This window comes from Devosia sp., assembly GCF_041917035.1.
In the GTDB taxonomy this organism is placed as follows: Bacteria; Pseudomonadota; Alphaproteobacteria; order Rhizobiales; family Devosiaceae; genus Devosia_A.
The window spans coordinates 1-12,581 of record NZ_JAYRYM010000108.1; the positions used below are offsets into that span (position 1 = coordinate 1).

14 protein-coding genes are annotated in these 12,581 nt (G+C 68.5%); 9 read left to right on the top strand and 5 right to left on the bottom strand.

Features of this window, described 5'->3' with window-relative positions:
- Positions 1-336 (bottom strand): RNA polymerase sigma factor (locus tag ACE3TU_RS12265; protein ID WP_374624542.1); only part of this gene is annotated, 336 nt, incomplete at its 3' end.
- 177 nt (positions 337-513) lie between these two features.
- Between ACE3TU_RS12265 and ACE3TU_RS12270 the strand changes: the two genes are divergently transcribed.
- Positions 514-696 carry a hypothetical protein gene (locus tag ACE3TU_RS12270; protein ID WP_374624544.1) on the top strand — a complete coding sequence of 61 codons (183 nt, stop codon included), beginning with the start codon at positions 514-516 and terminating at the stop codon, positions 694-696.
- Positions 697-768: 72 nt separating this feature from the next.
- Here ACE3TU_RS12270 and ACE3TU_RS12275 read toward each other — a convergent pair whose 3' ends face one another.
- Positions 769-1,098 (bottom strand): hypothetical protein, encoded by a 330-nt coding sequence (locus tag ACE3TU_RS12275; RefSeq protein WP_374624545.1) that lies wholly within the window; start codon positions 1,096-1,098, stop codon positions 769-771.
- A gap of 46 nt (positions 1,099-1,144) precedes the next feature.
- The gene (mnmA, locus tag ACE3TU_RS12280; RefSeq protein ID WP_374624547.1) at positions 1,145-2,290 is read right to left on the bottom strand and encodes a tRNA 2-thiouridine(34) synthase MnmA; all 1,146 of its coding nucleotides are present in this window, start codon (positions 2,288-2,290) and stop codon (positions 1,145-1,147) included.
- 225 nt (positions 2,291-2,515) lie between these two features.
- On the opposite strand from mnmA, the gene ACE3TU_RS12285 reads away from it, so the two are divergent.
- Positions 2,516-4,105, top strand: a complete 1,590-nt coding sequence (locus ACE3TU_RS12285) for a flagellar hook-length control protein FliK (protein ID WP_374624549.1) — start codon at positions 2,516-2,518, stop codon at positions 4,103-4,105.
- A 9-nt stretch (positions 4,106-4,114) separates the two neighbouring features.
- Positions 4,115-4,801 carry a flagellar hook assembly protein FlgD gene (locus ACE3TU_RS12290; RefSeq protein WP_374624551.1) on the top strand — a complete coding sequence of 229 codons (687 nt, stop codon included), beginning with the start codon at positions 4,115-4,117 and terminating at the stop codon, positions 4,799-4,801.
- 26 nt (positions 4,802-4,827) lie between these two features.
- On the opposite strand, the gene ACE3TU_RS12295 is transcribed toward ACE3TU_RS12290, so the two are convergent.
- Positions 4,828-5,379 carry a pyridoxamine 5'-phosphate oxidase family protein gene (locus tag ACE3TU_RS12295; RefSeq protein WP_374624553.1) on the bottom strand — a complete coding sequence of 184 codons (552 nt, stop codon included), beginning with the start codon at positions 5,377-5,379 and terminating at the stop codon, positions 4,828-4,830.
- Positions 5,380-5,601: 222 nt separating this feature from the next.
- Here ACE3TU_RS12295 and ACE3TU_RS12300 point away from each other — a divergent pair, with 222 nt between their 5' ends.
- Complete coding sequence (locus ACE3TU_RS12300) at positions 5,602-5,880, top strand: DUF1153 domain-containing protein (protein ID WP_055046067.1); 279 nt, start codon at positions 5,602-5,604, stop codon at positions 5,878-5,880.
- A 417-nt stretch (positions 5,881-6,297) separates the two neighbouring features.
- Here the strand turns inward: ACE3TU_RS12300 and ACE3TU_RS12305 are convergent, their stop codons facing one another.
- Positions 6,298-6,924, bottom strand: coding sequence for a glutathione S-transferase family protein (locus tag ACE3TU_RS12305; RefSeq protein ID WP_374624554.1), 627 nt, complete (start codon positions 6,922-6,924; stop codon positions 6,298-6,300).
- Between the two features lie 157 nt (positions 6,925-7,081).
- On the opposite strand from ACE3TU_RS12305, the gene fliF reads away from it, so the two are divergent.
- From fliF to ACE3TU_RS12330, 5 genes are all read left to right on the top strand, one after another.
- A complete protein-coding gene (fliF, locus tag ACE3TU_RS12310) occupies positions 7,082-8,761 on the top strand; it encodes a flagellar basal-body MS-ring/collar protein FliF (protein ID WP_374624556.1) in 1,680 nt (559 codons plus the stop codon).
- A gap of 53 nt (positions 8,762-8,814) precedes the next feature.
- Entirely contained in the window at positions 8,815-9,846 is a 1,032-nt protein-coding gene (fliG, locus tag ACE3TU_RS12315) for a flagellar motor switch protein FliG (RefSeq protein ID WP_374624562.1), read from the top strand.
- Positions 9,847-10,494 carry a flagellar assembly protein FliH gene (gene fliH / locus ACE3TU_RS12320; protein ID WP_374624558.1) on the top strand — a complete coding sequence of 216 codons (648 nt, stop codon included), beginning with the start codon at positions 9,847-9,849 and terminating at the stop codon, positions 10,492-10,494.
- An 11-nt stretch (positions 10,495-10,505) separates the two neighbouring features.
- Positions 10,506-10,820: a flagellar motor switch protein FliN gene (fliN, locus tag ACE3TU_RS12325; RefSeq protein ID WP_374624564.1), complete on the top strand. Its 315-nt coding sequence runs from the start codon at positions 10,506-10,508 to the stop codon at positions 10,818-10,820.
- Positions 10,821-10,971: 151 nt separating this feature from the next.
- Positions 10,972-12,342, top strand: a complete 1,371-nt coding sequence (locus tag ACE3TU_RS12330) for a sigma-54-dependent transcriptional regulator (RefSeq protein WP_374624560.1) — start codon at positions 10,972-10,974, stop codon at positions 12,340-12,342.
- Positions 12,343-12,581: the final 239 nt, after the last annotated feature.

Genomic DNA, 12,581 nt, shown 5'->3' on the forward strand with positions numbered 1-12,581 from the left:
CGGCGCCACCTCGGCATACCGGTCGACATTCTTGCCCCGACGCGAGCGGGCCCGTTGCATGTCGCGCACCGCGTTCAGCGTCACCCGGTAGAGCCAGCTGGTGAAGGCGCTGCGCCCGTCGAAGCTCTTCAGGATCGAGGCGAGCTTGACGCACACGTCCTGCGCCACGTCCTCGGCGTCCGAGGCCTTGCCGCACCACTTGCAGGCGGTGCGGAAGATGAAGTCGTAGTGCCGCGCCACCAGGTCCGCGAAGGCCCGGCGGTCGCCGCCGACCGCGCGGGCGATCAGCGTCTCGTCGGCAAGGCGCGGCGGGGGGGACTCATAGAATTTCGGCATCAAGGCAAATGACCGTGGCACCCGAACACACTCTCGCGTCGCATCTTAGGACTACGACGCCCTTCCCGATGCCCTCCTTGGCCCGAGTGCAGAGATTTTTTCGCGGGGCCGGTTGAGCCAGGTCGAGCCGGGTGCAATCCTCTTGCCGCCGCCGCCGCGCCGGTCTACCCAAACTGCATGTCCGAAGATCCCGAACCGCCCCGCAATCCCTGGTGGCGCCTCAACCCGGCGCGCATCGTGCTGTTGATCATGGGCGCGCTACTCGCCCTCTACATCGCCTCCGCCCTCCTGGGCGGGCTCGGCAACTACCAGGCGCTGCGAGAGGCCAGCGACGCCGCGAAAGCGACATCGGCGAACTAGCAGGTCCAGAAGAGGGCCTGCCGCGGCGACCGGCTCGCGCCTCCTCGCGGTTCGAGGTCTCGAGCGGCGTCTTCACTGCTCCCGTCGGCACAGCCTCAGCATGCCATCCCGCACCCGCAGGATCGCGGCCTGCTGCTCCTCTCCGGTTTCGTAGCGAGGTTCGAGGACGGCGAGTTCGCTGGCCACCTCGACCATCCCCCGCAGGCTGGGAGGATAGAGCCTCTCGATCTGAACGAGGTCCTTCATCTCCGCCCCGTTTTGGCGGAACTGCATGATCAGTTCGCCGATCTCGCCCATCAGGGCGCAGCGATCGAGCGTTTCCTGCGCTCCGGAGTGCTGCGGGACCGCCCACAGCGATACTGCGAGCAAACCCACCCGCAGCATGATCCCACCCTTCGACACGGCAATCCTCCCCCCGCTGCGGTCGGCTCCCTCCCGCCGACCCATCCTATGCCACCAGCGCCGCCGGCACCGCCTCGGCGATGAAGCCGCCACCCAGCACCTCGCCGGTCTCGCTGTCATCGGCATAGAACACGCACGCCTGGCCCGGTGAAATGCCGTACTCGCCGGCGAACAGCGTGACGAACACCTCGCCGGCCGCCATGTGCACCGCGCCCGACTGCGGCGGCCGGGTGGAGCGCACCTTGACCTCGAGCGGCAGGCCGTTGCCGGCCGCGAGCGCGCCCAGTGCGCGCTCGCCCAGCCAGTTGACGTCCCTGAGCCGCACCGTCCGGGTCATCAGCGCCTCGCGCGGACCCACGATCACCCGTCTGGCGCGATGCTCGAGCTTGACCACGTAGAGCGGTTCGCCCGCCGCCACCCCCAGCCCCTTGCGCTGTCCGACGGTGAAGTTGACGATGCCGTCATGGCGCCCGAGCACCCGCCCGTCGAGATGCACGATCTCGCCCTGTTCGAGCGCCTCGGGGTGCATCTTCCTGATCACGTCGGCATAGCGGCCCTGCGGCACGAAGCAGATATCCTGGCTGTCGTGCTTGTCGGCAATCTCGAGCCCGAACTCCCGCGCCAGCTCGCGCACCGCCGGCTTGGTCATCCCGCCGAGCGGAAAGCGCAGGAAATCCAGCTGTGGCTGCGTGGTGGCAAACAGGAAATAGCTCTGGTCGCGCGACGCATCGACCGGCCGGAACAGCCGGCGGCGGCCTTCGACCAGCCGGCTCTGCACATAGTGCCCGGTCGCCAGCACGTCGGCGCCGAGGTCCTGCGCCACCTCCATGAGGTCGACGAACTTGACGCTCTGGTTGCAGGCAATGCACGGCACCGGCGTCTCGCCCTGCCGGTAGGCATTGGCGAACGGCTCCATCACCGCGTTGCGGAAGCGTTCCTCGTAGTCGAGCACGTAGTGCGGAATGCCGAGCCGCGCGGCGACACGCCGGGCGTCGTGAATGTCCTGTCCGGCGCAGCAGGCGCCCTTGCGGTGCGTCGCTTCACCGTGGTCATAGAGCTGCAGCGTGATGCCGACAACGTCATAGCCCTGGCGGGCGAGCAGCCCCGCCACCACGGAACTGTCGACCCCCCCGGACATCGCGACCACGACGCGCGTGTCCTCGGGGCGCTTGGGCACATCGAGCGAATTCATCTCAAAGCCTCGTCAGGAAGGGGTCAAGGTCCAACCGACGGCGCCCCTATAGGCGCTTTCGCCTGCCCTGTCACGCGCCTCCGCCTCGGCAAGAACTGCCGGGTGCGGCGCATTCTGCCGTGCCCGACCGCGCAGGACCTGACCTAAGCCACTGATTTTGCAGGGCTGGCCGTCCGGCACGGCGCTTGCAGCGTTCTTGCCGGACTATTGTGTCACGAGGCGTAAGTGTCGACATCGGTTTCGGTCGGGTTTTCTCCCGCCACATCGCCGCAGCTTTCCACCGGCGTCATCGCGGAACGGCAGGCTGCCTCCGGCGGCGCCGACACGGGCCTGTTCGCCGCCTTGCTGTCGCTGCTCGGCAACCAGCTCACCGAGGCGGCGGGCGAGGCCGGCATCGCGCTGCCGAAGGAACTGGCGGACAATCCCCTGCTCGCCTCGCTGACGGCAGTCGCGACCGAACTGCCCGAACTGGCGGCCGCCGATCCGTCTGCCTTGCCCGACGGCCTCGGCAAGGTCGATGGCGAAGCGGCCAACACCCTGATCCGGGACCTCGCGGCCGCGCTCACCGCCCTCAGCGACGCCCTCGCGACCGGCCGGCCCATCGATCCGGCGCTCGAGGACAAGCTCGGCGACACCCTCGATGCGGTGGCCGCCCTGCTCGGCATTCCGCTGCCGCCGCAGCAGCCGACCGCTGCCGGGCCCGCCGCGCCGGACGGCGTGTCCCAGGTCTCGGCCACCACCCCGGTCGGCACCACCCCAGCCGCGGACGGAAGCGGCGCGGCACCTGCCGAAACCCCGGACACCCCGGCACCGGCCGGCATGCAGGCGAGGCCTGTGCCCGAAATCCTCGCGCGGCTTGGAGGCGCGCTGACCGACCTCGCGACGCGGCTCGAGGCGCAGGCCCCGGCCCTCTCCAGGGCCCTCGCAGGCCTCGGCGAGCGCCTGTCCGTCGGCGACGTTCCCGATGCCGTCCTTGCGGCCATGGGCGTGCCGCGCGAGGGCGAGACCACCAATCGCGACCTCCTGCAGCTCGTCGCGTCGCTGGCGCCCCGGCCCGCGACGCCCACCCTGCCGCCGACGCAGCCGATCGCCGCACCGAGCCTCGAGCCGGTCGGACTGGCGACGTCTGCCGATGACGCCACCGACGCGCAGGTCGATGACGGTGCGACTGCCGCGCCCAGGCTCGCTCCGGCGCCCGACGCGCGGCCCGACGACAAGCCCGCCCCCGAAGCGAAGGCCGGCCTGACCGTGCGTCCCGCCGATCAGCCCGCCCCGGCCGCCGCAACCGTCGATCCGGCGACGGCGACGGTCCCCGGCCAGGCCGGAGCGATTGCCGCTCCCACGGCGCGGGCCATCCATGCCGCCTACCAGGCCCCCGTGCAGCAGCTCAACCTGCCGCAGGTGGCGTTCGAGCTCGCCCGCCATGTCGAGGCCGGCAACAGCCGCTTCCAGATCCGGCTCGATCCGCCCGAACTGGGCCGCATCGATGTCCGGCTCGACCTCGACGGCTCCGGCACGGTCAATGCGCGCCTGGTGGTGGAACGCTCCGAAACTCTCGACCTGATGCAGCGCGACCAGCGCGCCCTTCAGCAGGCGCTGCAACAGGCCGGTCTCGATGCCGGCAAGACCAATCTCGAATTCTCTCTGCGCCAGAACCCCTTCGCCCGCGACTTCGGCGACGGTGCGGGGGGCGACCGGCACTCCGGCTCCGCCGGCCCGAGCCCGGGCGCCGGCGTCGAGACCGTCGAAGCGGCCGTTCCGGCCAGTGTCTACCGCGGCACGGCCTCGGCCGGCGGCGTCAACCTGTTCGTATAGGAGGCCACCATGGCAGTCTCCGCAGTCGGTTCAACGTCCACCAGCTCGCTGAGCGGCACCCGCGCCACCATCGCGCAGAACTTCGACACCTTCCTGCAGCTGCTGACCACGCAGTTGCGGAACCAGAACCCGCTCGATCCGCTCGACACCAACCAGTTCACCCAGCAGCTGGTGCAGTTCTCCGGCGTCGAACAGCAGCTCAAGACCAACGACTTCCTCGAAGCCATGATGCTCTCGACCCAGAACGCCAACAACTCCCAGGCGGTGAGCTATATCGGCAAAATGGTCACCGCCTCGGGCGTCCGCACCGAACTGGCCGATGGCGCGGCCACCTGGCACTTCGCCGTCGACAAGGACGCGAGCATCACCGCGACCGTCAAGGATGCGGACGGCAACACCGTCTTCACCAAGGCCGGCACGGTCAAGAAAGGCGAGAGCGTGTTCAACTGGGACGGCATCGGCACAGACGGCAAGCAGAAGCCGGACGGCACCTACTCGGTGCAGATCGAGGCGCGCGACAGCGAAGGCAATCTCGTCAGCGTGGCTACCGAGATGACCGGCGAAGTCACCGGCATCGACTTCTCCGGCTCGGAGCCCGTGCTGATCGTCGGCGGTGCCCGCGTCAACCTGTCGAGCGTGCTGTCGGTGCGCAGCAAGACCGCCACGGACGCAACGAGCGAGGAAGGCACACTCTAGCGCCCGCCATCGGTGAACCCGGCCGACTATTCGCCCAGGCCGGTCGGCAGCCCATCCATGCTGAGCAGGTTCTTCTCGCGCTGGTAGGCGGCAAGGCCGTCCGCTCCCTTCGCCTCGGCCCATCGGTCCATGGTGTCGCGCTCGCCCTCATAGGCGAGCAGCGGCACGCCGTATCCGCACGAGGTCTTCACCAGGTCGAAGTCTATACGGACGATCTGGCGCGCCCCCAGCGGCTCGGTATTGCCGTAGTGCTCGGCCAGCAGTGTCGCGTACTGCGCGCCACCCCGCGCAATCGTCTGCCCCCGGCCGTAGAGCCTGAGGATCAGCGGCGGGCCCTCGACGGCGCAGAACATGATCGTCAGTCGCCCGTCGGCCCTCAGGTGCGCTGCCGTCTCGTTGCCGCTGCCGGTACGGTCGAGATAGCAGGCCGCGTTGTCCGACAGCACCCGGAACAGGTCGGTGGAGCGCGGCGAGAGGTTGATGCGGCTGCCCGCGGCCGCCGACGCGGTGAAGAAGATGTGCTGGCGCGCGATGAAGTCGCGCTGGTGCGCATTGAGCGCCGGATAGTCCTTTGCCATCGGCCACCCGTCCTGGTCTGGGTCATGGTTGACGGATTGTGAATTTGCCTCGACTTGTTCGCAAGTCTTGAGCGACCCGAAAACGCCCCCTACGTGTTGCGCGTTAACGTCGCCCCACCCCGGAAGCCCCGGCTTTTAACGCATTCTAAGGAATGCCTTAGCCGAATTTTAAGTGCGTTGGGCTAGGGTCGGGGACGTGGTCAGGTTGAGTAAGTGAGTACAATGACCGTACAGATGCGTCCCCGCGTAAAGTACGTGATCGGTCCGGACGGCAGTCCATTGACGATCGCGGACCTTCCCCCCAAGGACACTCGCCGCTGGGTCATCCGCCGCAAGGCGGAGGTCGTCGCGGCCGTGCGTGGCGGGCTGCTGAGCCTCGAGGAAGCGTGCCAGCGCTACACCCTCTCGGTCGATGAATTCCTCAACTGGCAGGCCGCCATCGACAAGCATGGCCTCGCCGGCCTGCGCACCACCTGGATCCAGCACTACCGCGAGGGGTGAGGAACGACGGGCCGGAAGGCCCGGCAAACCGGTCCGGTGGACCGATTTGAGTTCCGAACGCCCTGAGCCCTGCGAAGGGCCGGGACCAGCCGCGACCCGCTAGGGTCAAATCGCTCCGGTGGAGCGATTTGAGCGGCGAACGCCGGAGCGCAAGCGACGGCCGGCCGGTCCGCGCCCCAACCCCGGTGTCATCCCCGCGAAAGCGGGGACCTCCGTTTCCTGTCCCGTCCCGCCGCCGAAACCGGGATTGCTGCTTTCGCGGAAATGACCCCGTGAATAGGCGGCATCCACGGCGTCCCCGGCCGGCCGGTCCGCGCCCCAACCCCGGCGTCATCCCCGCGAAAGCGGGGACCTCCGTTTCCTGTCCTGTCCCGCCGCCGAAACCGGGATTCCCGCGCGAATGACCCCGCGCCCCAGCTACGGCGTCCCTTCCCCCATGTACTTTCGCCCCTCCGCCGTCCCCTTCAGCGCCTCGTAGTGCGCCATCACGGCCGGCAGTGCCGGCTTGTCGAACGGCGTCGACACCCATCGGTGCGTCGATAGGGCGATTGCGATATCGGCGAGGCTCATCCGGTCGTTGGCGATGAAGCGTCCCGCTTGCGCCAGGTGCCCCTCGAGGATGCGCATCCCGATGGTCCAGCGCGCCAGGGAGTCGGCGATCCGCTCCGGATCGGCATAGGCCGGGTTGCGCCTGAGCAGCGCCATCACCGCGTACATCCATGGCGGGTTGAGTTCGGTTGCCTGCCACGTCATCCACTGGTCGACCCGCGCCCGCTCCCTCGGGTCGGTGGGGAACAGGCCGCTGCGGTGGCGCTCGGCGAGGTAGCGCATGATCGCCCCGCTCTCCCACAGCACGAACCCGCCGTCGACGATCACCGGCACCTGGGCGTTGGGATTGAGCTTGAGGAATTCCGCCTCGCGCGGGTCGCGGTGCGGCAGGCCCCAGATCTCGTTCTCGTAGGCAAGGCCGATCAGGTCGGCGGTCCACATCACCTTGCGTACGTTGATCGAGGTCACCCGCCCGAGGATCGTGAGATCGTCCATGTTCATCCCTCCTTAACCGTCTCCGGCAATCTCTGCCGGCTATTTGCATTCTGCGAGAGGCGGTTAACAACTTGTTTACCATCCGCTCGGTAATTTTTGCCTATCGGGCTCGGTGCGCTGGTTCGCGCGCCGCACAGGCGACAGGTCGGGTTTCCGCGTGAACGCATTTCTGCAGGTCTTCAACCGACTCGGGTTGGCGCGGGTTGCCGCGATGGCGGTCATCGCGGTGCTGATGCTGGGGTTCTTCGGCTTCATCATCATGCGTGCCTCCACCCCGCCGATGGCGGCGCTCTACACCGGGCTGTCCTTCGAGGATTCGGCCGCCATCGTGCGCGAACTGCAGGGCCAGAACGTGCCGTTCGAGCTGCGCGGCGAGGGCGAATCGATCCTCGTGCCACGCGATCAGATCACCCAGATCCGCATGTCGCTCGCCGAAAACGGCCTGCCGACCCGCGGCCAGGTCGGCTACGAGATCTTCGACCAGCAGTCGACCCTGGGCGCCACCAGCTTCGTGCAGAACATCAACAATGTCCGCGCCCTCGAGGGCGAGCTGGCGCGTACCATTTCCTCGCTGGCCCGCATCAAGTCGACCCGCGTGCACCTGGTGCTGCCCGAGCGTGCGCTGTTTAGCCGCGAGCAGAAGGACCCCACCGCCTCGATCGTGCTGTCGGTGCGCGGCGAGCTCTCGGCGGGCGAGATTCGCGCCATCCAGCACCTTGTTGCCTCCGCCGTCGAGGGGCTGACCCCGACCCGCGTCTCGGTGGTCGACGATACCGGGCGGCTGCTCGCCTCCGGGGCCGGCAACGGCCCCGACGACGTCATCGCCGGCGAGACCGAAGAACGCACCCTCAATGTCGAGAACCGCCTGCGTACCCGCGTCGAGGACCTGCTGGCCAACGTCGTCGGGGCCGGTCGCGCTCGGGTGCAGGTCTCGGCCGAACTCGACCTCAACCGCAGCACGCGCACCTCCGAGACCTTCGATCCCAATGGCCAGGTCGTCCGCTCGACCCAGTCGCGCGAGCTCGCCAACAGCGCCACCGGTCCCGGCGAAGCGGGCCAGGTGACGGTTGCCAACGAGCTGCCCGGCGCCGCCCAGGACAACGGCGCCGGCGGCACCAGCGAGCAGGGCTCGACCACCGAGGAGACCACCAACTACGAGATCTCCAAGACCACCGCCACCGAGATGACCGAAGCCGGCGGCATCCGGCGGCTGTCGATCGCCGTGGTCGTCGACGGCATCTACACCACAGATGCCAGCGGCAACTCCACCTATGCCCCACGGGCCCAGGCCGACCTTGACCAGATCACCGCCCTCGTCCGCTCCGCGGTCGGCTTCGACGAGACCCGCGGCGACCAGGTCCAGGTCGTCAACATGCAGTTCGCCGACCGGCCGGAAGTGTCGGCCGAGGGCACCTCGGCGCCGGGCCTGTTCGACTTCACCCGCGACGACCTGATCAGCGCCGCGGAAATGGCCGTGACGCTGCTGATCGCCCTGGCGCTGGTCTTCTTCGTCATGCGCCCGCTGCTCAAGCGCGTGCTCGCCCCCGAGGCGGCGCCATTGACCCTGCCCCAGAGCGCCGAGATCGGCGGCCCCGGGATGGGCGGTCCGGGCAATTTCGGCCCCGCCCAGGTCAACTCCACGCTGCCCAACCTCTCGGGAAGCGGCGAGTTTCCGGAGGAAGGCGGCGCCGAGTCGCGCGTCCCCGCCTGGGTGAGCAACGCCAAGTCGATCGGCGAGGCCCAGGTGCAGACGCTCAAGACCGTCGGCAATCTCGTCGACGAGAATCCCAAGCAGGCCGCGCTGATCGTGCGCGACTGGCTCTCGACCGCAACGTGAGGACCTGAATGGCCGCGGCCACAGCACTTCAGCCCAACGCGGCGCAGCAGCAGATGACCAGCCGCCACCTGGTCATCGGCGGCGACTCGCGCAGCCTCGCCGGCGACGAGAAGGCGGCCGTCCTGCTGCTCGCCCTCGGTCCGGACTTCGGCAAGCCGATCCTGCAGGAACTGGACGAGATGGAGATCCGGCAGCTCTCCCGCGCCATGGTGCGGCTCGGCCCCATCACCCAGGACATGCTCGATACCCTGCTCGCCGAGTTCGTCACCACGATTTCCTCCAACGGCAACATCGCCGGCAACTCCGAGACCACGCAGCGTCTGTTGCTGAGCTTCCTGCCGGCCGACCGCGTCGACGCCATCATGGAGGAAATCCGCGGTCCCGCCGGCCGCAACATGTGGGAGAAGCTCTCCAACGTGCAGGAGGACGTGCTCGCCAACTACCTCAAGAACGAATACCCGCAGACCATCGCCGTCGTCCTCTCCAAGCTCGCCACCGACCATGCCAGCAAGGTGCTTTCCGCCCTGCCCGAGGAGTTGGCCATGGAGGTCGTGCACCGCATGCTGACGCTCGAGCCGGTGCAGAAGGAAATCCTCGACAAGATCGAGACAACGCTGCGGACCGAGTTCATGTCCACCCTCAGCCACACCAAGCGGCGCGACAGCCACGAGCAGATGGCCGAGATCTTCAACTCCTTCGATCGGCAGACCGAGGCGCGCTTCATCACCACGCTCGAGGAGCGCGACCGCGAGGCGGCCGAGCGCATCAAGGCGCTGATGTTCACCTTCGAGGATCTGGCGAGGCTCGAGTCGAGCGCCATCCAGACCCTGATCCAGAAGATGGACAAGAAGGAACTCGGCCTCGCCCTCAAGGGGGCCAACGACACCGTCAAGGACGTGTTCTTCTCCAACATGTCGGCCCGCGCCGGCAAGATGCTCAAGGACGACATGGAGGCGATGGGCCCGGTGCGGCTCAAGGACGTGGACGAGGCGCAGGGCAAGATCGTCGCTACCGCCAAGGACCTCGCCGCCAAGGGCGAGATCGTCATCAACAAGGGCAAGGCCGACGAGGCGATGATCCAGTAAATGAGCGCCACCCCTGCCCGCTTCACCTTCGATCTCGATCTGGGCCGACACAATGAGCGCAACTCGGTGGTGACCGAGTCGGGCCTCGCGCAGATGCTCGCCGCCGCCCGCAAGGAAGGCGAGACCGCCGGCTTTGCCGCCGGCGAGCAGAGCGCCACGGCCCGCGCTGCCAAGCAGTTGACCGCCGCGGCCGAGCAACTGGCCGGCAAGGCGGCGGCCATGGCCGCCTCGATCGACGACGCGCGCCGCCAGGCGATCTGGGAATCGGTCACACTCGCCCGCGCCATCGCCCGCAAGCTCGCCGCGACGCTGATCGCCCGCGAGCCGGAGGCCGAGATCGAAGCGCTCATCGTCGATTGCCTTGCCAGCCTCAATGCCGTGCCGCATCTGGTCATCCGCTGCCGGCCCGAGCTTGCCGACGCGGTGCGCGACATCGCTACGAAGCGCATCGCCGCTTCGGGCTTTTCGGGTCGTCTCGTCGTCCTCGGCGATCCCGAGATTGCCCCGGGCGATGCGCGCCTCGAGTGGGCCGACGGCGGCCTTGCCCGGGACATCGGCCACCTCGAGGCGCAGGTCGACGAACGCATCGCGGAATACTTCACTGCCCGGGGCATCCCGGCGGGCGGCCCCACGGAGAATGAACCATGAGCAGCGGCGGCATGAGCGGTGGCGTTCCCCTTGAGGAAATGGCTGCCCCCGGACGCGACGGACAGATCCCGCATGGCGAGCGCTCCGCCGCCGACCTCGAGGCGGTCTTCGACGTTCCGGTGCGCATCTCGGTCGTCCTCGGCCGTGCCAAGGTGCCGGTCGCCAACCTGCTCAAGATGGACATCGGCACCGTCGTCGAGCTCGACCGACAGGTCGGCGAGGCCGTCGAGATTTACGTCAACGACCGGCTGGTGGCGCGCGGCGAGATCGTCCTCGTCGAGAACCGCCTGGGCGTGACCATGACCGAAATCATCAAGGCGGCCTGAGAGTGATCATTCATCTGGCCCTCCATGGATCGGCAATCGGCAGTCGGCAGTCGGCAGCCGGAGCAGGTCCCGGCACGGAAAAGCCATGCGCAGGCACGACTGCCGACGGCCCACTACCGACCGCCAACCACACAGTTTCTGGAGCACTCCCATGCGTCTCCTGATCGTCGGGCCCCTCGAGGGCCAGCTCACCGAGGCCACCAAGCTCGCCATGGATGGCGGCGCCAAGGTGGCGCACGCCCCCTCCGTCGAGATCGCGCTCGCTGCGCTCCGCGCCGGGCGCGGCGCCGACCTGCTGTTGGTCGACGTGATGATGGACATTGCCGGGTTGATCGCCGGGCTCGAGGCCGAGCGCATCGTCATCCCGGTTGTCGCCTGCGGGACCGAGAGCAATGCGGCCGCAGCGGTCAATGCCATCCGCGCCGGCGCCAAGGAATACATCCCGCTGCCCCCCGATGCCGAGCTGATCTCGGCGGTGATCGCCGCCGTCGCCCGCGAGTCGACCGATTTCCTCTACCGCGACCCGGCCATGGCCCGCGTCGTCAAGCTTGCCGATCAGGTCTCCGGCTCCGATGCCTCGGTGCTGATCACCGGCGAAAGCGGCACCGGCAAGGAGGTGATGGCCAAGTACCTGCATTCGCGCTCGAAGCGCGCGGCGCGGCCATTCATCTCGATCAACTGCGCCGCCATCCCGGAGGCCCTGCTCGAGTCCGAACTGTTCGGCCACGAGAAGGGTGCCTTCACCGGTGCCGTCGCCCGCCGTATCGGCAAGTTCGAGGAGGCTTCGGGCGGCACGCTCCTCCTCGATGAGATTTCCGAGATGGACGTGCGGCTGCAGGCCAAGCTGCTCCGCGCCATCCAGGAACGGTTGATCGATCGGGTGGGCGGCACCAAGCCGGTGCCCGTCGACATCCGCATCATCGCCACCTCGAACCGCAACCTCGCCGAGGCCGTCCGCGACGGCAGCTTCCGCGAAGACCTGCTGTTCCGCCTCAACGTCGTCAACCTGCGGCTTCCCGCCCTGCGCGAAAGGCCCGCCGACATTGCCGCGCTCTCCGCGCACTTCGTCGAGAAATACGCCAAGGCCAACGGCCTCGGCCGCCGCGTGCTCTCCGACCAGGCGCGCGACGCGCTGCTGAGAGCCCCCTGGCCGGGCAACGTCCGCGAGCTCGAGAACACCCTCCACCGCGCCGTTCTGCTCTCGGGCGGCGAGGTCATCGGTCCCGAGGCGATCGCCATGCCGGATGGAACCGGCCTCGGCGAGATCGCCGGGACCGCGTCCGTCGCCGCTCAGGCGGCCCAGGCCGCCGAGACGATCTCCCGCTCCCTGGTCGGCCGCACCGTCGCCGATGTCGAGCGCGACCTCATCCTCGATACGCTGGACCACGTGCTCGGCAACCGCACGCACGCCGCCAACATCCTCGGCATCTCGATCCGCACCCTGCGCAACAAGCTCAACCAGTATGCCGACGAGGGCGTCGCCGTCCCCGCCCCCGGCGAACAACGGCATTCGGCGGCATGATGATGCCCCCTGCCAGCCAAATCCACGGTGTCACCCCGGCGAAGGCCGGGGCCCATCCCGAGATGGTGCCGCGCCACCTCGAGCTGCAGAGTCCCCCCTGGCCGGGTCCCGACCGTCGCCTTGATGACATCGAGCCTGCAGAACGGACGGCTTCGCACCCGCACCTCACCCCTTCCTTCACCTCCCCCCTTGTGGGGGAGGCCGGGAGGGGGGTGCCCCACGCTCTGACTTCAGGTGCC